The organism is Desulfospira joergensenii DSM 10085, from assembly GCF_000420085.1.
Taxonomy (GTDB): domain Bacteria; phylum Desulfobacterota; class Desulfobacteria; order Desulfobacterales; family Desulfobacteraceae; genus Desulfospira; species Desulfospira joergensenii.
Genome location: NZ_ATUG01000002.1, coordinates 1,955,258 through 1,977,186 on the forward strand (window position 1 = coordinate 1,955,258; position 21,929 = coordinate 1,977,186).

At 53.6% G+C, this 21,929-nt stretch carries 15 protein-coding genes, 2 pseudogenes and 1 riboswitch; of the genes and pseudogenes, 6 read left to right on the plus strand and 11 right to left on the minus strand.

Going from position 1 to position 21,929, the window contains the following annotated elements:
* Positions 1 to 131: 131 nt before the first annotated feature.
* Positions 132 to 1,139 carry a hypothetical protein gene (locus F608_RS32960; RefSeq protein WP_033398553.1) on the minus strand — a complete coding sequence of 336 codons (1,008 nt, stop codon included), beginning with the start codon at positions 1,137 to 1,139 and terminating at the stop codon, positions 132 to 134.
* Between the two features lie 553 nt (positions 1,140 to 1,692).
* Here F608_RS32960 and F608_RS0121755 point away from each other — a divergent pair.
* Both F608_RS0121755 and F608_RS0121760 read left to right on the plus strand, forming a co-directional pair.
* Entirely contained in the window at positions 1,693 to 2,670 is a 978-nt protein-coding gene (locus F608_RS0121755) for a TAXI family TRAP transporter solute-binding subunit (RefSeq protein WP_022667822.1), read from the plus strand.
* Positions 2,671 to 2,718: 48 nt separating this feature from the next.
* On the plus strand, positions 2,719 to 4,503 hold the full coding sequence (locus F608_RS0121760; protein ID WP_027363005.1) for a TRAP transporter permease: 1,785 nt from the start codon (positions 2,719 to 2,721) through the stop codon (positions 4,501 to 4,503).
* A gap of 170 nt (positions 4,504 to 4,673) precedes the next feature.
* Here the strand turns inward: F608_RS0121760 and F608_RS0121765 are convergent, their stop codons facing one another.
* On the minus strand, positions 4,674 to 5,564 hold the full coding sequence (locus F608_RS0121765; RefSeq protein WP_244154313.1) for a sirohydrochlorin cobaltochelatase: 891 nt from the start codon (positions 5,562 to 5,564) through the stop codon (positions 4,674 to 4,676).
* A 250-nt stretch (positions 5,565 to 5,814) separates the two neighbouring features.
* Positions 5,815 to 6,004: riboswitch (cobalamin riboswitch) on the minus strand.
* Between the two features lie 109 nt (positions 6,005 to 6,113).
* Between F608_RS0121765 and F608_RS0121775 the strand changes: the two genes are divergently transcribed.
* Positions 6,114 to 7,112: a methyltransferase gene (locus tag F608_RS0121775; RefSeq protein ID WP_022667825.1), complete on the plus strand. Its 999-nt coding sequence runs from the start codon at positions 6,114 to 6,116 to the stop codon at positions 7,110 to 7,112.
* Positions 7,113 to 7,150: 38 nt separating this feature from the next.
* Positions 7,151 to 7,618, plus strand: a complete 468-nt coding sequence (gene ybaK / locus F608_RS0121780) for a Cys-tRNA(Pro) deacylase (protein ID WP_022667826.1) — start codon at positions 7,151 to 7,153, stop codon at positions 7,616 to 7,618.
* A gap of 4 nt (positions 7,619 to 7,622) precedes the next feature.
* Here the strand turns inward: ybaK and F608_RS0121785 are convergent, their stop codons facing one another.
* Positions 7,623 to 8,378, minus strand: coding sequence for a methyltransferase family protein (locus tag F608_RS0121785; protein ID WP_022667827.1), 756 nt, complete (start codon positions 8,376 to 8,378; stop codon positions 7,623 to 7,625).
* A gap of 277 nt (positions 8,379 to 8,655) precedes the next feature.
* Here F608_RS0121785 and F608_RS0121790 point away from each other — a divergent pair, with 277 nt between their 5' ends.
* On the plus strand, positions 8,656 to 11,058 hold the full coding sequence (locus F608_RS0121790) for a penicillin acylase family protein (RefSeq protein WP_022667828.1): 2,403 nt from the start codon (positions 8,656 to 8,658) through the stop codon (positions 11,056 to 11,058).
* Between the two features lie 139 nt (positions 11,059 to 11,197).
* Here F608_RS0121790 and F608_RS0121800 read toward each other — a convergent pair whose 3' ends face one another.
* The 8 genes and pseudogenes from F608_RS0121800 to mttB form a co-directional block, all read right to left on the minus strand.
* On the minus strand, positions 11,198 to 12,511 hold the full coding sequence (locus tag F608_RS0121800; protein WP_022667830.1) for an aspartate aminotransferase family protein: 1,314 nt from the start codon (positions 12,509 to 12,511) through the stop codon (positions 11,198 to 11,200).
* Positions 12,512 to 12,621: 110 nt separating this feature from the next.
* Positions 12,622 to 14,019: pseudogene (mtbB, locus tag F608_RS0121810) on the minus strand ([dimethylamine--corrinoid protein] Co-methyltransferase).
* 43 nt (positions 14,020 to 14,062) lie between these two features.
* Positions 14,063 to 14,434, minus strand: coding sequence for a pyrrolysine--tRNA(Pyl) ligase small subunit (gene pylSn / locus F608_RS0121815; protein ID WP_022667831.1), 372 nt, complete (start codon positions 14,432 to 14,434; stop codon positions 14,063 to 14,065).
* A 4-nt stretch (positions 14,435 to 14,438) separates the two neighbouring features.
* Entirely contained in the window at positions 14,439 to 15,635 is a 1,197-nt protein-coding gene (gene pylB / locus F608_RS32965) for a methylornithine synthase PylB (protein WP_022667832.1), read from the minus strand.
* A gap of 242 nt (positions 15,636 to 15,877) precedes the next feature.
* Complete coding sequence (locus F608_RS0121825; protein WP_022667833.1) at positions 15,878 to 16,531, minus strand: cobalamin B12-binding domain-containing protein; 654 nt, start codon at positions 16,529 to 16,531, stop codon at positions 15,878 to 15,880.
* A gap of 127 nt (positions 16,532 to 16,658) precedes the next feature.
* The gene (locus F608_RS0121830) at positions 16,659 to 17,456 is read right to left on the minus strand and encodes a methyltetrahydrofolate cobalamin methyltransferase (RefSeq protein ID WP_022667834.1); all 798 of its coding nucleotides are present in this window, start codon (positions 17,454 to 17,456) and stop codon (positions 16,659 to 16,661) included.
* A gap of 51 nt (positions 17,457 to 17,507) precedes the next feature.
* Positions 17,508 to 18,146 carry a cobalamin B12-binding domain-containing protein gene (locus F608_RS0121835; RefSeq protein ID WP_022667835.1) on the minus strand — a complete coding sequence of 213 codons (639 nt, stop codon included), beginning with the start codon at positions 18,144 to 18,146 and terminating at the stop codon, positions 17,508 to 17,510.
* A gap of 16 nt (positions 18,147 to 18,162) precedes the next feature.
* Positions 18,163 to 19,599: pseudogene (gene mttB / locus F608_RS37000) on the minus strand ([trimethylamine--corrinoid protein] Co-methyltransferase).
* A 744-nt stretch (positions 19,600 to 20,343) separates the two neighbouring features.
* Between mttB and F608_RS35225 the strand changes: the two are divergent.
* On the plus strand, positions 20,344 to 21,603 hold the full coding sequence (locus F608_RS35225; RefSeq protein WP_161626887.1) for a trimethylamine methyltransferase family protein: 1,260 nt from the start codon (positions 20,344 to 20,346) through the stop codon (positions 21,601 to 21,603).
* Positions 21,604 to 21,929: the final 326 nt, after the last annotated feature.

A 21,929-nucleotide genomic window follows, 5' to 3' on the forward strand; every position in this document is an offset into this window, starting at 1 on the left:
GTAAGCCGGGTCTTGCGTAGAGACATGATCACTCAATATTTTTAATTAAGTGATCATGTCCCTGGTTTGTCCACTGGTTTGTCCATGGTGAGGGAAAACCCTGATTTCCCCGTTTTCATTCTGAGGCAAGGTTATCCTTCTGCCTCTTTTTCGAGTTCATCGAGTTTGTCAGGATCAGAAACGGCAATATCAACGAGGCATTGAGGGATGGCACTTTGCTCACACATCGTCCTGATTTCTTTCTCTACATCGCTGAATTCCTTGATCTCGCGAATGGCTTCGATATGGTCAAGCATATCTTCAGAACTAATATCCTCAAGGGCAGGTCCCGCAGCCTCTGCCTTTTTCCTGGCAGCTTCTTCTTCTGCTTTTCTTTGTTGTTCCTTGATTTCTTCTTCCATGGCTTTTTGGGCCTCTTCAATGGCACCCTTGTCAACGCCCGCCATCTCAATGATCAATTCCTCAGCCACATCATTCGTAATCAAGTGTTTGACCTTTTCCAGATCCGGCTTGCCTTCAACTTTCTCCAGGAGACCGGCCACTCTTGCTCTTTCGGCCTTTTCCTTTGCAATTTCCGCTTCCACTTCAGCCAGTTTTTCTTCTGTAATGGCCAATTTGCGAATGATGTTTTCCCTGGATACGTCTTCTTCAATAAGGTAGCGGACACCTTCATTCTCAGACATCTCTTTTGCTTTTTTTACAATCAAATCGAGTTTTGTCTCTTGGATAATCCGTATGATATCCAGTCTGTTTTCAACTTTCCTGATCTCTTTCCAGGTTTCTCCAAGCTTAGCGATAAAATTAGTGGTCGCTGAATAGGCGTCGAGAACATCCTCCAGTGAAAGTGCCGCAATCGCATCGTTGAAATCCTGCATCAACGGCCTCCCCACTTCCAGCATGTCATCCACGGCCCATCTTAAATGCATTATTTTGCCGCCGCTCTTGGAAACATTATACCCCTCTTCATCAAGTTCTTTTATAATCTTTTGAATCGCTTCCTCTTTGGCGTCTCCTGAGAGGCTCGTGGTATTGAGCTCAAGTAGTTTTTCCTCCCTTGCCAGCCACAGGGGTTTTTGTCCGGTTTTTTCAACAGCCTCTTCTGCCTCTTCAACTTCTTCAACTTTTTCTTCGGTTGTCATATTTAATCTCCTTTCACCGATATGTTTGCCCTGATATCCATAATTCATCCGGATTCCGTTCAAAACCGGTATTTCTTCACAGGGCGTATTATTTTTTATGCTACATGAAAATTATTGTGATATCTATGTAACCTTATTGGAGATTATCTTGATTTTCGGGCTTATGCAACCCTGATTCTTAAAACGCAGGTTTATATTTTTTATTCTGAATTTTCAGGAAGAAGACAGATTAATATTTATGTAAGGATGTATGAATGTTGGCTTGCTTTAGCAACGACCATTGCCCAAAAAAGCAAGACCCCTTAAAAATCCAAAGAATCGGGCACGAATCCCATTCGGGCTCACCCAAGGGCCGTTTGAATTTTTTCATAATGATTGTCCGGGGGGTGAAAGTCAAAAACCTTATGGGCGATCGGCCTTTCCGGGTTTTATTTATTGTCCCCATGTGATATGGAACCCATTTTATGTTCAAGTGTCGGGCAGCATATCAATAGAAATTTGCTTTGATTAAATAAAAGCGCGCGCCTGAATGGAAACCCAAAAAGGAGGTATTATGCAATTGCTTGCCAGAAAAAACACCGGTTTTAACCTTTTTATGGCCACGATGATGATCGTTTTGCTGTTTTTGACCGTGTCGCTGCATGCCGAAACCCGGATAACCTATAAATCGGCTAAAACGACCTCCTCCTATTATCAGATGGCCGTTCAGATTGCCGAGGCCATGAAAAAAGGATCCAACGGCAATATTATCGTCACTGTTGAAGAAAGTCAGGGATCGGTGCAGAACGTAAAGGAAGTCGCTCATCGTTCCGGTAACTACGTTTTCACAACGCCTCCCATGCTGGTCAAACTGGCCCTCAGCGGTAAGAAGATGTTCAGTGATGCCAATCCCAATTACCAGAAGATCCGCTCCTTGTTCACCATCCCTTCACTGACCATGCACCTGGTTGTACGCAAGGATTCCGGTGTGAAAACATTCCAGGATCTGGCAGGGAAGAAATTTCTGATCGGCAAGGGCAGTTTCGGTGCACGTGAAGCGGGAAAATACATTAAAATGTTTGGTTTGGAAGGGAAAGTCAAACTGGTCGATGTGGAATTGAATGCGGCTGTGCCGGCGCTGAAAAACCGTCAGATTGAAGGGTTTGCCACAGCCGGATCCTATCCTGCGCCGAATGTTCTGGAAGCCGCTGCCGGGACGAAAATACATATTTTAAGCATGTCCGATGCCCAGGTTGCCCAAACCAAACGGACCAAGCTTGTAATTCCGGCGGGAACATATGCGGGGGTCGACCAGGATGTGACCACCACATCGCTCCCGGTGGGCGCCTATACAACAACGTCGATGGACGATGAAACTGCGTATCTGTTGACCCAAACCTTCTGGGAACAGAAAAAGGCCATGGGTAAAACCGGACCATGGTGGAACGCCGTTACACTTGAAACCCTGCAAACGCTGGGGGCAAAGCTGCATCCAGGTGCTATCCGCTATTATAAGGAAATCAACGCGTCAATTCCCCAGAAACTTCAATAACCAGAGTCAATGCGCCTGCCCCAGCGGCAGGCGCTGGATGTAAACTTTATGATTTTCAGCTCCATTCAGCGATATACGGTTCTGGTTCTTGCCGGAGTGTGCGTCTATTATCACATCCACCTCATTTTTACCGGCCTGATTCCCAACCTGATCAGCCGTCCGGTTCATCTGGCACTGGCGCTGCCCTGGGTTTTTATTATCGGTGTAACGGGAAGCCGTTTCAAGCGGTTCAGCGGATACGTCCTCTGTTTTCTGGGCATATCCGGTTGCGCCTATATTGCTCTGAATCGTGATATTCTGGTCGAGCAATATGGTTTTATTCAGGGAACCTTTCAATATGTACTCGGTGTGGGTTTGATCCTTGTCGTGCTGGAAATGGCCCGGCGGGCCATCAAACTGGCCCTGCCGATTGTGGCGGTCCTGGCGTTGCTGTATGGATTTTTCGGTCACTATCTGCCCGGCGAGTTCGGTCACCCAAGTATCCCGGCCGGGAGTATGATCGGAACACTGGTCATCGCCGAGGGCGGCTTGTGGGGTCCTCTGACAGGGGTTTCCGTTAACGTGGTGGCCGTGTTCGTCATCTTCGGCGCCTTTATCAGTGCCGGTGACGGCGGATCTGCCTTCATGGCCCTGGCAACCAAACTGGCCGGTAGATTTCGTGCCGGTGCGGCCAAGGTGTCTGTATTGTCTTCGGCTTTTTTCGGCTCCATATCCGGCTCAGCTTCGGCCAATGTGGCATCAACCGGGGCGGTAACATTGCCTGCCATGAAGCGCCTGGGCTATCCGGCAAGCTTTGCTGCTGCGGTGGAAGCAGTGGCATCCAGCGGCGGACAGATCATGCCCCCTTTAATGGGAGCCGGGGCCTTTGTCATGATGGAACTTTTACGGGTCAATTATACACACATCATGGTGGCGGCCCTGCTTCCCGCAATTCTGTTTTTTCTGGCTGCCTGGTTCGGAGTGGATCTATTTGCTCGTTATTACGGCCTGCGGGCCATGACGCCTGATGAAATTCCTTCCGGCCGTGTCGTTCTCAGGCTGGCACCCTTTTTTCTGATCCCGTTTTCGACATTGCTGGCGATCATGTTTTTTACCGGCTACACACCGCAGTTTGCCGCCGGTGTGGCCATTTTTTCATCAATCGCATTATTGATGATTAATGACCATCTTGAATTTTCGATTTCCCGCTTTGCAAGACGCCTCTCTGTTGCCTTGACCAGTGCCGCCGGTCAGATCGCCATGATTGCCTCGATTATCATCTGCGCCGGTATCATTATCGGTGTGCTGAACATGACCGGCCTGGGGGTCAAGATCACTTCGATTATCCTGGGACTTTCCGGCGGTAATTTATGGGTTGCTCTGCTGTTAACCGCACTGGCCTGCCTGATTCTCGGCATGGAGGTGCCCACGACGGCAGCTTATGTCATCTGCGTGTCCGTTGCCGGACCGGCTTTGATCGAACTTGGCCTGCCGCCGCTGCATGCCCATCTTTTCGTTTTTTGGTATGCCTTGCTGTCTACCATTACCCCCCCGGTTTGCGGCACCGTGTTCATTGCGGCAGGGATGGCCCAGACGGGATGGGTGCCGGTGGCCGGCCAGGCCATTCGGCTGGGACTGGGACTTTATTTTGTCCCCCTTGCATTTGTTGCCAATCCTTGTTTAATTCATCTGGAAAACAAGCCTTTGCTGGCCCTTGCTGCATTTTTAAAATGTGCAGCTGGTTTATGGCTGTTGAGTAAAAGTCTGATCGGAAAACAGCCCTGGCGGTTCAGGGTGGCGTTTTTTGCTTCCGGCCTGCTGGCTATCTTTGCTTTTGGAATCGGATCCGTCTAGTCAAAGGTAAAAGGGTCACCCATTCAAGGCCGGAAGACGGCCGGGACCGTCCAACGAGAAAGCAGTGGAAGATCCATGGCAATGGCCGCCGCAAAGGACGTTTGTTAATGGGTTTGCCTTGGATAATCCGGTCCGGGGTGAGATCCCATACCCGGACCGGGAGGTCTTTTTTAAAAGTGGCCCAGGGGTCCCCTGATATGATCCACCCAGATATCCACAAAGGCATCGTATTCGGCTGTGCCCTTGAGAACGGGTTTGCACTTGAAACCGGCCTGGGTCAGGATGGATTTCCAGGAATCCTCTTCATCCCCGGCCATATCGTTTTTGGCATGATCTCCGGCCACGGACATGAAGGGAATGAGCCAGGTGGTCTTAATTTTTTTGGCCTTGAGCAGGGCTTCAATGTCTTCAAGGGCAGGGTATCCCTCTACGGTACCGATAAAGACATTGGGATCTTTGAGCTGGACCTGGAGCATGAGGGCCGCATAAAAGGCATTGGCCGGATGATGGGTCCCGTGTCCCATGAAGACCACGGCTTCCCCTTTTTTCCGTTCCTTGGGAATGGTGCTCAAGAGGGCGGAAACTGCTCTTTCCATGTCTTCCTGGGTGGCCAGCAGGGGATTGCCCAGTATGATGCTTTCAAAGGCGCCCATGGTTTTAAAGCCGGCCACTACCCGGATCAGATCATGGTATTCGGCTCCGCCGATGGTGTGAAGGCTCTGAACAACCACATGGGTAAAGCCTTCATCCGCCATCTTGGCCAGGGCCACTTCGGCTGAATCCAGATGGATTCCCTGTCTGGCCAGTTTGTGGCGGATAATATGGGAGGTATAGGCCCATTTTACCGGGATTTCCGGAAATGCAGCTTTGGTCTTTTTTTCGATGTTTTTAAAGGAGACCTGGGCACTTTCCTCACTGGAGCCGAAGGCCACCAGGAGGATCCCCTTTTTAACCGGTTTTTCCTTGCCGTGGTGACCGGCAAAGACACTGCCTCCATAACACAGGGCAAGACCCAGGATACAAGCAAACAAAACGATTTTTTTCATTTTTCCGTTACACATGTGAGCACCTCATCAAAAAATAAGTAATAGTGATTCTGTTTGGACGTAAATTTGTCCAGATGCAAGGCGCAAACAAGTTTGGACCCGGAGCGTACTGTAGTACGTGAGGATTCCAAAGCTTGTGCAGCAACGCCGCAGATGGATGAATTTACGTCCAAACACCCAATAAAAAACCCCGGATCGATTGTAACAATCGATCCGGGGTATCCCTTTTCTTTTCCAAGATCTTTTCCCCCTGGTTTCCGGGCAGGGGATTTTTAATTTCCAGGCAGGTCTTCTGACTTCCGGATCATCCTATTCACTGCACCTTCCCACCAATCTTCCAATTGGCAGTGGCATGCGGCAGCTTTTGTCCCCGGTTACAGCGGCGGGTCCGTTCCGGATTTCAACCGGATTCCCTATTCAGCCGGTTCATCGGCACCTGAATAGAAAATGCTATAAAAAAACAAAAGGGAAAAAGCAAGAAAATTAAAATATTTTTTCGGATTTCCGGTGTTCATGGGATATAATGGATCAAAGGGATGGGAACCATCAGAAAGGAGGCCACGCATGAGTACAAACAAAATGAATCCGGGCCGGCTGCTGGGGATATCCGGTGCATACTGGCAGACATGCACCCTCCATGCCGGAGTGGAGCTGGACCTGTTTTCCAGGATAAGCCGGGGGACCTGTACCGTGAAGGACCTGGCAGGGGAAGTCAAGGCCGATGAAAGGGGGCTTGCCATGCTTTTGGATGCCCTGTCAGCCATGGATCTTCTTGAGAAGAAAGAGGACCGGTACCGGAATACTCCGGAGGCGGAGATGTTTTTGTCCAGAGAATCCCCCGGCTATGTAGGGTTCATGATCCGGCACCACCATCATCTGGTGGAGTCCTGGTCAAAGCTGGATGAAGCGGTTAAAACCGGTCTCCCGGTCCGGAAGAGGGCATCTTACGGGGAGGAGGAAAGGCGGGAGAGCTTTTTAATGGGCATGTTCAACAATGCCATGGCCACGGCTCCTTTGCTGGTGCCCGGCATCGATCTTTCCTCCCGGACCCGCCTCCTTGATCTGGGCGGGGGGCCGGGGACCTATGCCGTTCATTTCTGCATGCAGAATCCCGGGCTGACCGCAGCGGTCTATGATCTTGAAACCACCCGGCCCTTTGCCGAAAAGATCATCAAGCAATTTTCCATGGAAGACCGGGTGGAGTTCATGCCGGGGGATTACCTGACCCAGCCGGTAACCGGTTCCTTTGATGTTGCATTCCTCTCCCACATTCTCCACGGGGAAAGTCCGGAGGACTGCCGGGGGATCATAGAAAAAGCCGTGAAGGTTCTTGAACCGGGAGGCATGATCATCGTCCATGAATTTATCCTGGACAATACCCGGGACCGTCCCCTGTTTCCGGCCCTGTTCTCCCTGAACATGCTCCTGGGGACCCGAGGGGGACAGGCCTATTCCCAGGAAGAGCTGGTCAGGATGCTGGAGTCGGCCGGGGTGAAGGAGATCGTCCGGACCCCCTTTAAAGGTCCCACGGAATCGGGTATTATCCTGGGGACCCTGAAATAATCCATATGTCGGTTTGAAAATGATGAATGAGGCTCAAGATGACTCCTGCTGTGAACCAGGCCAAAAAGGCAAAGATAAATTTTACACTTCACCAGTATACACACGATCCTTCCTCGGATTCCTATGGGGATGAGGCAGCTGAAAAGCTGGGCCTTTCCCAGGACCGGGTATTCAAGACCCTGGTCATTGAACTGGACAGCCGGGAACTGGCTGTGGCCCTGGTTCCGGTATCCGGGAAGCTGGATCTCAAGTCGGCCGCCGGGCTGCTCAATGCCAAAAAGGCCAGAATGGCGGATCAGAAAGAGGTTGAACGGGCAACCGGGTATATCCTGGGCGGGGTCAGCCCCCTGGGGCAGAAAAAATCCCTGGCCTTTATCATGGACGAGTCTGCCCGGGAATTTGACACTCTTTTTGTCAGTGCCGGCCGCAGGGGACTGGAGATCGAACTTTCCCCCCGGGATCTGGCAGAACTGACCCGGGCCGGGTGGGGCCGGATCCGGAAATAACCGCTCATTGCCCGGATTTTTTCCCGGGGATTTTCCATGGGATGAGCATGGGAACCTCCTCCTGGTACCTGGAATACTTTTTTCCAAAATCGGAAACCAGGTCTTTTTCTTCCCAATGGGCTCCCAGGATGATCCAGAGGGTCCAGAGGATGTTAAACAGGAGCCTGTCGGCCGTCAGAACCGGGCAGGCCCAGATCATTACCAGGACAAAAAAGTATAAGGGATGGCGGACCCATCGATAGGGACCGGTGACTGAAAAGGGCCAGGTTCTCCCGGGCCGGCCCTTGAGATAATCCCGGAGCGGAATGCGGCCAAAGGGATCAAATCCTTTCAGGGAGAAACCGCCCCAGAGAGTTCCGGCAATCCCCAGGAGAAAGATTCCCCTTGCCAACCCCTTTGCAAGGCCCTGAAGTTCAAACAGGACAATCGTTGACGGCTGCCAGAGAAGGACTGCCAGGATCAGAACGAGGCTTGAAGCAATAGTGAAAATGGAATGAACATAGTGGGGCGGGACCGATCTTATCAGCCGGGACTGAAATCCCCTCCGGATCATAGCGCTGTGCTGGACAAAGAAGATCAGTGAGAGCAGGGTATCCCATATCAGCAGACCCTGTTCCGGAAGCTTCAGATCCATGGGATGAAAACGGCCGGAAAACAGAAAGAGGGTAAATAAGAGCAGGGAGATCATACCCAGAAAGGGTGCCAGGATCATGATGGATCCTGCCTTGATTTTTTCCCTGGCGGAGTCTTTTTTTTTCATATTTACTCCCTGTCCGGTCCCGGGCCCCTTAAGCCGCCGGCTTTTTCCCCGGCAGATTCTAAGGATTCGCTACCAGAACCGGGGAAAGATTACAACATGGTTTTGAAAAAATCGTGAATCCCCGCCCCCAGCGGAAAGTGTCTGTTTCGCCGGGCAGGGTCCGGAGAACGGGTCCGTATGCAGCAGGCAGGGCAATCCGGAGCAGGGCGCCTTGACAGGCCCTGGCCAAGAAGCTTATACTGTCCTCCAATCCCATCTCTAAGCCAAGGATTCATAGATGAAATGGTTTCGCATATTCGTGGCACTGCTGGGTCTTGTGGCCCTGGTCGGGGCAGGGCTCATATTGAGTCTGCCCCATTTGAATGATTTCCAGACAAAGGGGGAGATCCGGATTCCCGGGCTTGGGAACCGGGTGAGCCTCCTCCGGGATGAAAAGGGCATGGCCTATGCCCGGGCCCAAAGCCTGGATGATCTTTTCATGGCCCAGGGATTTGCCACGGCCCAGGACCGGCTTTTCCAGATGCAGCTGACCCGGATGATGGTCCGGGGAAGGATCAGCGAACTGGCCGGTTCCCTGGCCCGGGACCTTGACATCCGCATGCGGACCCTCGGTCTCTATGCCATGGCCGAAAAGCAGGCGACCCTTCTGGATAAACAGACCGCCCGGTTCTTTCAATCCTATGTCAACGGGATCAACGCCTTTATCACCCAATGCCCCGGTGATATCCCCGTGGAGTTCAGACTTTCAGGCATCCGCCCCGAGCCTTGGAAAATCGCCGATTCCATCAGCATCCTCTACTATATGGGATTTTCCACCTCAGCCAACCTGGATACGGAGATCATTGCCCAGATGCTTCTGGAAACCCTGGGATATGAGAAGACCCTGGAGATCATGCCCCTGAATTTCAATCCGGACGATCCAGGGGATACCGGGGAACTCAAATTGCCGGCCCGGCCTTCCCTCGGTTTCACCGGGGGGGTGATTCAATACTTGTCCGCCTATACCCGGGACCGGGAGCTTCGTGCCGGGAGCAATAACTGGGCCGTGGCCCCGGAGCGGTCTGCCTCGGGAAGTCCCATCCTGGCCGGAGATCCCCATCTGGATACCCGGATCCTGCCCGGGGTCTGGTATCCCATGGGGCTCTTTTCCCCAAGTGTCCGGGCCGTGGGGGTTACCATCCCGGGGATTCCGGGCATGGCCGTGGGCCGGACCTCCCATATGGCCCTGGCCGTGACCAACAACTACGGGGATATGACAGATCTTTACATTGAAACCCCGGACCCGGAAAATCCCGGCAATTACCTGGAGGGAGATCTCTCCCTGCCCTTTGCTCAGGTCCGGGAGACCTTGAAGATCCGGGACAAAAATGCCGCCGGCGGGTTCAGAACCGAAACCATCCTCATCCGGAAAACCCGCAGGGGACCCGTGGTTTCCGATATTTTCAAAGATCTGAAAACCAATAAAATCATTACCTTGAGATTTGCCCCGGCAGAGTCCATGGGGTCAAAGATCGGCATAATCGATATTCTTAGGGCCAGAAACAGCCGGGATCTCTCCCGGGCCCTGGAGAACTGTCCCATGCTCTGCCTGAACTGGGTCTTTGCCGATGTGAAGGGGAATATCGGCCATCGGGCTTCCGGAAAGATTCCCGTCCGCACCGACGGGGACGGAACCTTTCCCCATCCGGTCCGGGATTCTTCCGACAATTGGCAGGGCTGGATCCCTCCGAACCGGATGCCCGGGACAATCAATCCTGCAAAGAAGTGGATCGGCACCTGTAATCAGAAAATGGTTCCAGGGGATTATCCCTGGTATTATTCCTCCTATTTTGCATCTTCCTATCGGTACCGGCGCCTGAAACAGCTCATGACCGGACCGGACCCGCTGACGGTTGACGATATGTGGGCTTTCCAGCGGGATACCCAGAACCTCATGGCCGAAAAAGTGGCCCCGGTCATGGCCCGGGCCCTGATGAAGAGCGAGTCCACCCGGGACCTGGGGCTGATTCTTTATGCCTGGGATGGGTCGGATAAGGAGAAGGAATCCGCCCCGTCCGTATTCCAGGCAATTTACCGGTATTTTGTTTTGGCCCTGTTTGAGGATGACCTGGGGGAGGACAAGGCCCTGTCCCTGATAAAGCGCCCTTATTTCTGGCAGGAAAGAGTAGAGAAGATGGTGGTTGAAGGCCAATCCCCCTGGTTTGACGATATCCGGACCAAGGATCGGAAAGAGTCCCTGGAGGATCTGATGATCTCCGCCGCCTTACGGGCCAGGACAGATCTGGTTTCCCTGATGGGATCAGATCCAGAAGTCTGGGAGTGGGGCAGGATCCACACCCTTGAACTGGTCAACCCTATCCGGAGAAAAGGCCTGGGCAGGACCCTGCTGGGGACCGGGCCCATGCCCATGGCCGGTTCCGGGGAGACCCTCTACCGGGCGGCTTTCCCGGCGGATAAGCCCTTTTCGGTTTCCTATTGCGCGGCCCTGCGCATGGTGGCGGATCTGGGGGACGGGGAAAAGGTGGCGGCCGTTCTTCCCGGGGGAATCAGCGGCCGTACCTTCCATGCCCACCAGCGGGACCAGGTCGGACCCTTTATGAAAGGGGAGAAACTCTATTGGTGGTTCAGCGACCGTGCTGTTGATGCCCATGCCAGGGCCAAACTGGTTTTGGCCCCCTGAGGTTTACCCCTGGAAAATTGGCCAGATCCATAGGAAATCCCTCGGTAGCATCCGGGGCATCCGGCCCCGGCAATGCAGGCAGAGAGTTCCCTGATAATTTTTTCCTTTGCCGGGTTGCCGGGGGTGGACAGGATTCTGATTAGAGCCTGCTGCAGCTTTCCGCCATGACATCGGAGATAAATTCGATATCTTTTTCTGTTACACAGATCGGGGGATTGATGCGCAGGATATTGCCGTGAACGCCTCCCCGTCCGACGATCAGGCCGCTGTCCTTGTTCATTTCCGCCACCCGGGCCGCTTCATCGGGGGCAGGCTCTTTGGTGGTCCGGTCCTTGACAAACTCAACCCCCCGCATCAGTCCCCTGCCGCGGAAGTCCCCGATGATATCGTGTTTTTCTTTTAAATCGAGCATCCTCTTTTCCAGGAGATCTCCGGTTTCCCGGGCATTTTCCATGAGGCTGTCATCTTCAATGGCCCTGAGTACGGCCCGTCCGGCTGCACTGGACATGGGGTTGGATCCGTAGGTGTTGAAGAATTTTTTCTTGGACATGGCCTCGGCCACCTCCCTTTTCGCCACCACGGCGGCAATGGGATATCCGTTTCCGATACCCTTGGCCATGACCACGATGTCCGGGGTCACCCCATGGGATTCAAATCCCCACATATGGGAGCCCATCCGTCCGAAACCGGTCTGGACCTCATCGATGATGCAGATCCCTCCGGCGGCCCGGACCCGCTCAAATGCGCCGGCAAGGTAGCCTTCGGGCAAAGGAACCACCCCGCCGTACCCCTGGACGGGTTCGGCGATGAATCCGGCGATCTCCCCCGGGGTTGAGGAGTTGATGGTCACCTCGATTTCGTTCACGTAAGGCTCCACGGTGGCCCCGTGGACGCCCCGGTACTGATCCGGGTTGTGGACATGGGTGATTCCCCCGGCAAGGGGGACGTTGTGGCGGCAGGTCTTTACCCCGGTCAGGGCCATGGCGCCAAAATGAAGGCCGTGAAAACTGTTTCTCAAAGCCAGGATTTCAAAATTGCCCGTATATAACCTGGCCATGAGAACGGCCAGGTCATTGGCCTCGGCTCCGGAGTTTACAAAATGGGCCACCCAGTCCTCGCCCGGGGGCATCTTTCCCACCAGTTCCTCTGCAAAATGGGCGGGCACGGCCTGGTAGTACATGGTCGTGCAGTGAACCATTTCATCGATCTGTTTTTTGGCTTCCTCATTCACCAGGGGGTGGTTGTGGCCCACACTGATGCAGAGATTCTGTGCCAGGCAGTCCAGGTACTGCTTGTCGTTTTCATCAAAGACGTACTGCATCTGGGCCCGTTTCAGGATCACCGGCCTGCTGAAGGCCGTAAAGGTTCCCAGAGAGGGAGACATGAACTCATGTCTCCGGTCAAGGGTGGCCTGGTAATCCCAGTCGGTTTCAATGGGTCTGTAGTTGTTCATCTGTATGAATTGTCCTTTCTCTCTGTTTTTCTGCCGCTGCTCCCGGGTTCCCTGTCCGCACCGGGGGGAATCATTCCCGGAACGGACAGGGCAGGCCAGGAGGGCCTTTATCAGACGGAAATGCCGGTATGCTTGAAAAAACGGTTAACGCAGTTGATGTCCATGTCCAGGAGCCTGGATATATTGTACTTGGCGGCAATGCCGTCCACAGTTCCCTGTCCCTCTGAAATCCGGAAGATATTCATATCCTCCCTGATCTCTCCCATGATAATGGGATCGTTGATGTCGTCCAGGGCAATATGGAGTTTATCGGCCACATATTTCTTGGCTGCATCGATTCTCATGCCGCGGTTCAGCTGCAGACGGGCCACCAGATCTCCGGTAGTCCGTACTCCGCCCATCCCCGCAACGAGTGCGTGTGCAGCGTGCATCCCATAGGGATCGCCTACGCCAACCTACAGCCCGTCCAGGCGGCAGATCTCCACGTGGGCCTTGGTCGCCCTTGAAAGGGCATCCACGGGCACGGTCAGAGTCAGGGGGATGCCGCAGACCCCCATGCCCAGATTCGCATGAACCGGGATCTCGGAGGTTTCCGAACAGGCCTTGCAGAAAGTCACGGACCGGGCCACATTCCAGGGAAGGGTTCCGCTGGTAACGATGTTGATGGCCGGACCGAATATGGTGGCCCCGGCTTTCTGGGCCAGTCTGACCTGATCCTGGGGATAGAGCCCGGCAAGTCTGACCCCCTCCCAGGAAAGGTCCCCGTGCATGCCCAGGACAAACTCCCCGGCCATACCCATCTCAATCCCCATGTCCGGATATTTTTCCTTTAGGATTCTGGTCGCCTTGAGGGCAGCCAGAAAATCGGCATCTCCTGCGGCGCCGACGGTATCGATATTGATCCCGTCCACCCCGGCTTCGTACATTTCAGAGGCCACATAAACAATGTCACTCACGGCATATTCAATGGCCTCTTCATAGGCCTGCCTGGCCTCCTCGATCTTCCCTAAGGGGAGGAGATCCGAAGGGTTGGGGCAGGGGCCGTCCGGCTGGCTGTAAAGTCCGAGATTGGGCATGGCTCCGTAAAACACCGGAGCCACTGTGGAGTTGAGCAGCAGGTCCAGGTCGGGCAGTTCAAATCCCACGATGGGCTTTGCCGGTTTAAAACTATAGTCAATGTGCTGGAGTTCCAGGGTATCTGCCCCCAGAGCCCTTTCAAATACCTGGAGGGACTGAATCCGGTCAATGACGATATGGGCCCGCCGGATCTTGGAGGACATGCCGTCGTAGCTCATGACCACTTCCTTGCCCGATTCCACCCCGACAATTTTGTCCGTATTCCGGAACATCTCCAGGATGTGTTCCATTTCATCCCCTGCCAGGGGATCAATGCCGGCCCGTTCGGCCGCATCTTTGGTGCCCTCCTCGATGTCCCTTCTCACTTCGTCTTCGGTCATGACGACCTTGAACCCGTCTCCGGTTCTGGTTAAAATTTCTGTCATACTCATCTCCTTCAAATCCAAGTTATGGTGCTTTTGTCTTCCGGTGTGTTCAGGCCCCTGCCTCCTCTTTGGAGACTGCCTCCTCCAAATGGAGGGCGGAACCGTAATGGCGGCTGAACCGCGTTGTGGAGTACTTGTCCAGTTTCCAGTCCGGGACCGCACAGGCACTGCAGGGCTTGACGAACCACTTGTTGCGCAGCGCCCTGGTTGCCCGGCTGGTTCTCGAATCTCTCACCAGAAATTCCTGGTTGCAATGGGTGGTGATCCTGGCCCGGTCTCCGGTCTGCTCAATGGCTCTGATGCCGTGAAGCACGCCCTTTCTGGACGGCCAAAGCTTCATTTTATGGAGCAGCCGGAACAGGCTGACCCGTTTTTGGTAGGTCCGTTTGACAGGGGTTCCCCTGTCAGGGCAGAGGGACATGGGCCTAATTCTCCATCTGTACAAACGGTCGGTCTTCCCCTCCCGGGGCTATCTTCTCCAGATCCGGGAACAAATCCGGGGAGGAAAGATTGTCAGGCCATGGAAGGCCGCCGGCATGGCCGTTCCGGGTAGATGCCATCCAGGTCAGATAATCATTCCTGGAAGCGGGTTTAAGACTCCTGGCTTCAAGAACGGGCCCAATGGCCCGGGGTGTTCTTCTGGATCCTTCAATATCCAGGGTCTGATGGGCTACCCCGGCCAGCCCCTGTCCGGGGACCACCAGGGAGGTGACCACATTGGCACCTGCATCGAGCCGCTGCCCCAGCCCGGCCAGTCCGTCCACATCCAGGGAGGCGGGAATGAGCCGGTCCGGCAGGACCAGCCTTAAAACCGCAATCACCATGAGTTCTCCCAGTGCGTCAGGGGAATGAAGAAGCTCCATGGGGGTTCCGGCCTGGGGCCTGAAGGTCATTACTCTTGCCTGATCCACATCGAGGGCTTGCATGGCCATGACGGCATCCCCAACATCATCCAGGGTTTCGCCCATGCCCAGCAGGAGCCCCTCTTCAACCAGCATGCCGAGACTGCCGGCAGTTTTTTTCGCTTCCATCCGCCGGTCAAAGGACTGGTCCAGCCTCAGGGTCGAAAAAAGTTCCCTGTTATAGGTTTCCTGGTAACAGGCATACCAGTCTGCGCCGGCGGCTGCCAGTTCTGCCAGGGTCTTTTCCGGAACTACCCCGGGAGAGATCATCAGGGGCAGGCCGGCGGCCCTTTTTATCCCTTTTGTAAGATCAACCAGGGCCTTGAATCCGAGATCGCCCCGGTTATGAAAAAAGGCAGACTCCCCCATGGTCAGATCGATGAGGTGGACCCCGCTTGCGGCCATGGCTTCGGCCGCCTCCAGAATCTCTTCTGGACTCTTTCTGTACCGTATGAGAGATCGGTTTGATCTGCGGTATTTGCAGAACAGGCAGTCGTTTTTACATTCTGTGCTGAAATAGAGAAACCCGTAGAGAAACACCCGGTTTCCAAAGTGACGGCTGCGGATCTGTCGGGCCGTGTCAAACAGCATGGAAATGCTGTCTTCGTCGGACAGGGAGAGCAGAAAAACGATATCCTCCCGGCCGGGTGCAGTTCCGGCCAGGGCATTGGAAAGGATCCCTTTCAATCGAAGGTTATGATCTCTGGTTTGGTGGGCCATAATCCGGTTCTCCTGTTTTAGGCCTTCTCTGATAATCGCCTTTTGGCCTATCCCCTTTGCCTTGAACTCAAACCAAAAGTCTAATTATTAGAGATAACCTTTAATCGTAGGGGGGTGGCACCTGCCCGGGACAGTCTGATCCCGGGCAGGACTGGCAATGGATCTTTTCTTCCTCTGGAATGGGCCCGGCAGTTGCCCCTAAGGATCTGTCCGGGCCGTCCCAGTGCAGAAATCTACAGGCCTCAGGAAAGCCCGAGAAGTTCTTCTGCCTTGCACACACCGTCCTGGGCATCCTCGGCATAGGCATCGGCTCCGATGCGGGTTGCCCAGCGCGGGGTGACCGGTGCGCCGCCGACCATGGTCTTGAAACGGTCCTTCAGACCTTTGCGTTTGAGCAGTTCTTCAAGATCCTTTTGTTTGGGCATGGTAGTGGTCAGCAATGCGCTGGTGCCGATGATGTCCACATCCAGGCGCACGGCCTCTTCAAGGATCTTTTCCGTGTCGATGTCACGGCCCATGTCGTGGACGGTAAAGCCGTTGGCCTGGAAAAGTGAGGTAACGATACACTTGCCGATATCGTGGACATCCCCTTTTACCGTGGCGATGAGGATTTTGCCCTTGGCTTCTTTTTGTACCGCCTGGCTGCTGATGGTTTCATTGACAACATCGGTTACGGCTTTCATGGCATCAGCCGCCATGATCAGCTCGGGAAGGAAAAGCTGGCCCCTGCCAAAGAGTTCTCCCACCTGGTTAATGCCCGGTATGAATGCCTCGTCCATCATGGTCACAGGATCAATCCCCTTGTCCAGTATCTCGCGGGCAAGGGCAATTGCCCCGTCCTTACTGCCTTTCACCAGAGATTGTCCGGCATCGTCAATTATGGCTTGGTCCATCATTGTTCATTTCTCCTTTTTACAAATATTGAATCTGAAAAACTGGCGGGGAGCCCGGGAGTTGCACCCGGCTGCACGGATTTAGAGTCCGCGTGATCCCATCCGATCCACCCCCCGAAAAGAGAAGGCCTTAATTTTCAAAAAGCCCTTCCCGGAAGGCCTTGAGATAATTCATGCAGTAATCGTCTTTTCCGGCCAGAGCCTCGGCTGCAACAATATTGGCCATCATCCTCGTGTCCAGGGGATTGATGATCAGGCCGTCAAGTCCCTTTGAAATGGCCATGACACCAAAAAGCTGGTTCAGGAACTTCCGGTTGGGCAGACCGAATGATATATTGGAAAGCCCGCACATGGTATGAACGCCCTTGAAGCGTTTGACGATCTGCTCAATAGAGTCGAGAAAACCGGTCCCAAAGTCCTTGTTCGTGGAAATCGGCTGAACAAGGGGATCAACGTAGATGTTATCGATATCGACGTTGTTCTGCACCAGGGCGTTCACCAGTTTGTCTGCAATGGTCAGCCGGTCCTCAACGGTTTCGGGCATCCCTTCATCGCTCATGCACAGGGCGACCACCTTGAAATCGGTTCCGGCCACAATGGGCAGCAGGGCATCGTACCGATCTTTTTCCAGGGAGATGGAATTGATCATGGGGGTACCCTTGTGGGCGGACAGGGCCGCTTCAATGGCCACGGGGCTGGGGCTGTCAATGCTGCAGGGTCCGTCCACGACCTCCTGGACGTTCTCCACGAGCCATTTGATATATTCGGGTTCCTCTTCCACAAAGATGCCGGCATTGACATCGATGAAAGCAGCGCCGGCATTGTGCTGTGCTGCTGCAACCTCTTTGATATAGTCTGCATCCTGTGCGCTTAATGCCTCGCCTATTTTTTTCCGGCTGGCGTTTATCAGTTCTCCTACAACAATCATTGAATTTTCTCCATGGTGTTTGAACCCAGGCACCATCACCTGAACCTTGATTTAACCTGCAGCAAACTCTTTGGCCTTCTCCACTGCGTCGGCAGCGTTGAACCCGTATCCGTCCGCCCCGATCTCCCGGGCATACTCTGCGGTTACCGGAGCGCCCCCGACCAGGATCTTTACCGTTTCACGGAGGCCGGCTTCTGTCAGGTGGTCTATGGTCTGTTTCATCTTGGGCATGGTGGTGGTGAGCAGGGCCGACATACAGACGATGCCTGCATTGTTTTCCACTGCGGCTTTTCCAAAATCAGCGGCCGTCACATTAATGCCCAGGTCGATCACTTTAAATCCGGAACCGGACAGCATCATCCCCACAAGGTTCTTGCCGATATCGTGGAGGTCCCCCTCCACGGTCCCCAGGACACAGGTCCCTGCGTTGGACTTCTCTCCTTCGGCCAGGAAAGGGGTGAGAACCTTTAGGCCTGCCTCCATGGTCTTGGCCGCCAGAAGAACCTCCGGGATAAACATCTCCCCGGTCTTCATTCTCTGCCCCACAATGTCCATGGCCGGAAGAAGGGCCTGGTCAAGGATGGTTGCTGCATTGCCTCCTGTGTCCAGGGCCATGTGAACCATTGTCTCCAGCAGGGCACCGTCTCCGGCGATTACCAACTGGGTTATCTTTTCGTTTATTTCAGCCATCTTTTTTTCCTTTCTGTTAGGATAAACCCAACTCCTGTTCCGCTCCCCGGACAATTAACCTGAGCTCTTCAAGAGTACTCTCAGACAGCGGTTCCGGTTTGTGGGTTTTCAAAATCATCCTGGCCGTTTCCATGGCCCTGGCATACATGTCCATGCTTCCGGATGCCACCCAGTCCTCCCGCATTCTTCTGTCCATCACTTTCGGCTGCGGATACATGCGCATATGCTTGTAGGTGTTTTCATGGGCGAGATAATCCTTAAACTGTCCCACCTCCTTGATGAGATCAACTGAAAGTGTTTCGTCGTTCACGGGTATGCCGCCTACAGCAAACTTGATCATCCTTACAAAGTCCGCATCCATTACCATCTGCCCGTAGTCAAATGTCATTCCGCTTTCGATCATTCCCGGTCCGTAAATCAGGTTGGTCCCTGCCAACGCTGCCAGAAGGCCGGTCATGGTCTTTTCATGACCACTTTGGGCATCACATAGTTTGCTGTCGCCCTAGCCACCGGCGGCCCATGTGGGCAGGCCGTAATAATTGCCGAGACGGGCAACCGCCGCATTGATCATACCGCACTCGGGCGACCCGACTGAGGCTGTACCGAATCTCAGGTCCATGGCTGTGGTGGAACTGCCATATATCATGGGGGTTCCCTTTCGGGTCAGCTGTCCCAGGCAGATCCCGGTCAGGACCTCGGCATTATGATCGACCAGGGTCCCGGCCATATTGACCGGGGTAGACCCGCCTGCCATGGCCATGGACAGGACATTGACCGGAATATTGTTTTTGGCGCCTTCCATGATGATTTCACAGGCGTCCCTGACCAGTTTCAGGGGGCTGACCGGGCAGGTGTTAAAGGACATGATCGGCCGTTCTTTCAGTGCCTCTCTTCCTCCGGCAATGACTGCCGCCATTTCGACCAGTTTCTTAACATTAAACCCGTTGATGGGGCCGATAAAGCAGTGTTTGGATGTGTTTGGAAAAAACGCCTCTGCATTGTGAAGCGGTGCCACATCCTGGGGGACTTCGTGGGCCCCGACGGCCCGCAGGTAGACGTCGATCTCATCCAGTGCATCCACCATTTTAGCGGTATCGGCAACATCCTGTTTGTTGGTTTGTCTCAGTTCTCCGGTGTCGGGATCCACGATCTGGAGCCCTTCTCCGAAATTGGTGAATCCCACCCGCCTGTTTTCCATGATGTAGTCGTTTTTGGGATTTCTTCCGGCAAGGAAGATCTTCGGCGGTGCCGTGCGCACGGCATCCTCAATCATATAAGGAGGCAGTTTTACGATCTTTTTCTCTTGGTCAACCTGCGCACCGTTACTGCCGAAAACCTCCAGTGCTTCTTCATCCTCTACGAACATCCCGGTCTTTTCCAGCACCTCAAGGGTGGCCAGATGGATTTCATCACATTCATCATCCGTAAAAACATTGAGGCTGAACCCGCCCATGGATGTTTTTCCAGCCAATAAGTTTCGACCCAAATTTTCACCTCCTTATTCTGTAAACCGCGTAAAAGCCAATCACCTGTTTTGTGTTGCCTGCTATATTCTGCAAGGCATATGCCATTGGACAGGCCTTTGTTTTTGTTGTGGTATAAGCCCTTGAAATCATGGTGTTTGATGCTTATATTTACTAGATATACCATGCTATAAAATGACCGGAAGTGCCTGTCCGGTGCCTTACCCGGCCGGGGCCATTCCTCTATCCTCTTTCTGGGTGAGGGGAGTCCTCATCAATGGAAAGATCTCCTGCAACCCTTTGTTTTCCCTTGGGTTCTCACGCTGCCGGCTTTTTACACCTGGGTCAGACATGGCAGGGAGGTGATCCAATCTCGGAGATCCGGGGCGGTCCGCCCCTGATGCATTATCGCATTATTTACCGAAACCCTTTGCCCCGGTGCATCACTTTTGCGGCAGTCCGGGGGGTGAAATAGAATATTATTGACGCGGTTTCATCTGGCAGAGACGGGCCTGTCTTCAATTTTCCTTGAGCAGAAGCCGGGAGTTTCCGGGCCGTAGTGCTTTCAATCCGACTCCATACATGCTTACGGATTTTCCATGGCACGCACTTTGCTAAACCCAAACCGGGGATGCAAAAAAAAACATCTTCATCACAACAGCCCGGGGTTGTTTGTCAAAGCAGGAAAAGGCCCTTTTTCAGATGATATTGACACATTAAGGGGAGTAGATACCATGGCAACGGACATCGGTAGCAGATGCAAGGAATGTTTTGGCAATTACCCGCTTTACATCCAGATACATGAAGACGCCATGCTGCTGATTGAATCCATCGGATTCAGGGTATCCCCGGCAACGGCAGGAAAAATACTGGACGCGGCAGGCCCTGCTGCAGAAGGGAAAATCACCTATACCGAACCCCTGGGAAAACTCTATCTGTCCAGGGATGTCATAGATGAAGGCCTGGACAGGGTTCGTTCCGGCATGGCCTTCTGGCCCAAGGGCTTCGGAACCGGTGGTATGGCCGCCTATATCGTGGACAAGGGCGGCCCCCGGACGCCTGGTTTAAAAGACATGGAAAGGCTTTCCGAAATCTATGGCCGTACCGATTTTCTGACCAGCCTCCAAACCTCCTTCAACCTGTGCAATAGAATCAAAAAATCGGATTTCCAGGGCAGGGCAGACCTGGAGTGCGGTCTGATTGATATCATGATCCGGTGCAGCAGTGGAAAGCTGGTTACCCCGACCCTGCTGACTGAAAAGGCGATCCGCCACCTGGCCGGTTGGGGTGCAAAGGGGCATAAGGTCGGTGTGGCCCTCAGTATTACCTCCACTTTTCTGAGCATCAGTGATCAGATGGTCGACCCCTTTCTGTCAGCGGTCCGGCAAGGGATCCCCTTTATCATGAATTCCATGCCCATCGGCGGACTCACGGCTCCCTATTCCATGAGCTCCCTGGCCACCCTGGCACACGCCGAGGCCGTTTTCGGCCTGGTTCTTGCCCAATTGATCCATCCCGGCATCAGATGCGTCCATGCTGCCATGCCCACGATTTCCGATTTGAGCAAAAAAGATATGCCCCTGATGTTCGGAAGCCGGTCCAACAGCCTTTTGAATATTCTTCTTGCCGAGCTCAACGCTTTTTTGGGGATCCCGGGCTGCCAAAGCGCCTGCAGCCACAGCCGGGATGTTTACGATGAGGATGCGGCCCGGGAAACCGTGGAGACTTTCAGCCTGGTTGATCGCTACGACTATCATAGCCTGAGACATCTGTTCGGGTTTTCAGCGCAGCTCAATGATTTTTCCATTGACCACCTGGAAAAACAGATTGACCTCTATCTTGATCTAAAAGAGAATCCAATTCCCGTTGAAATTCCGTCTCCGGCAGAATACGATCCCGAAGGCATGGACGCCATCCTGAGCGGGTTGGAACGGGGGGATTTTAGGAATCTGTCCCATACCCTTAAAAATATCGGGCGGTCATTCACCCTCTGATGCGGAGCCGCATCTTTGGCCCGTGATGCATAAATGAGTTGGATTCAGGAAATAATTTCAAATTTGCATCACCCAAATCAGAGATCCCGGGAACCAGAGAGTCTCCAAACCCGTTATACCCGTCCCTTTTCCAGGGGCTCACACCCCTTTCCCCCGGTGACCTGCCTTCCTGTGTCCCTTTGAATATCCAATGAAAATTTACTCCGGAGCAGAACAAGAGACTGAACCCGGCCCATTCGGGAGAACCCGGCCCCAGGCCCGTCTTTCAAGGATCCCTGGGGAAAAAGGAATTTGGCATCATTGTTGCAGACCTTTATGATGTCAGT

Coding starts and splice junctions, on each gene's coding strand:
- F608_RS32960 (WP_033398553.1), bottom strand. CDS start 1,139: ATGACAACCGAAGAAAAAGTTGAAGAAGTTGAAGAGGCAGAAGAGGCT.
- F608_RS0121825 (WP_022667833.1), bottom strand. CDS start 16,531: ATGATGGACCAAGCCATAATTGACGATGCCGGACAATCTCTGGTGAAA.
- F608_RS35225 (WP_161626887.1), top strand. CDS start 20,344: ATGGCAACGGACATCGGTAGCAGATGCAAGGAATGTTTTGGCAATTAC.
- F608_RS0121755 (WP_022667822.1), top strand. CDS start 1,693: ATGCAATTGCTTGCCAGAAAAAACACCGGTTTTAACCTTTTTATGGCC.
- F608_RS0121775 (WP_022667825.1), top strand. CDS start 6,114: ATGAGTACAAACAAAATGAATCCGGGCCGGCTGCTGGGGATATCCGGT.
- F608_RS0121790 (WP_022667828.1), top strand. CDS start 8,656: ATGAAATGGTTTCGCATATTCGTGGCACTGCTGGGTCTTGTGGCCCTG.
- F608_RS0121835 (WP_022667835.1), bottom strand. CDS start 18,146: ATGGCTGAAATAAACGAAAAGATAACCCAGTTGGTAATCGCCGGAGAC.
- F608_RS0121760 (WP_027363005.1), top strand. CDS start 2,719: ATGATTTTCAGCTCCATTCAGCGATATACGGTTCTGGTTCTTGCCGGA.
- F608_RS0121830 (WP_022667834.1), bottom strand. CDS start 17,456: ATGATTGTTGTAGGAGAACTGATAAACGCCAGCCGGAAAAAAATAGGC.
- F608_RS0121765 (WP_244154313.1), bottom strand. CDS start 5,564: ATGTGTAACGGAAAAATGAAAAAAATCGTTTTGTTTGCTTGTATCCTG.
- pylSn (WP_022667831.1), bottom strand. CDS start 14,434: ATGTCCCTCTGCCCTGACAGGGGAACCCCTGTCAAACGGACCTACCAA.
- pylB (WP_022667832.1), bottom strand. CDS start 15,635: ATGGCCCACCAAACCAGAGATCATAACCTTCGATTGAAAGGGATCCTT.
- F608_RS0121785 (WP_022667827.1), bottom strand. CDS start 8,378: ATGAAAAAAAAAGACTCCGCCAGGGAAAAAATCAAGGCAGGATCCATC.
- ybaK (WP_022667826.1), top strand. CDS start 7,151: ATGACTCCTGCTGTGAACCAGGCCAAAAAGGCAAAGATAAATTTTACA.
- F608_RS0121800 (WP_022667830.1), bottom strand. CDS start 12,511: ATGAACAACTACAGACCCATTGAAACCGACTGGGATTACCAGGCCACC.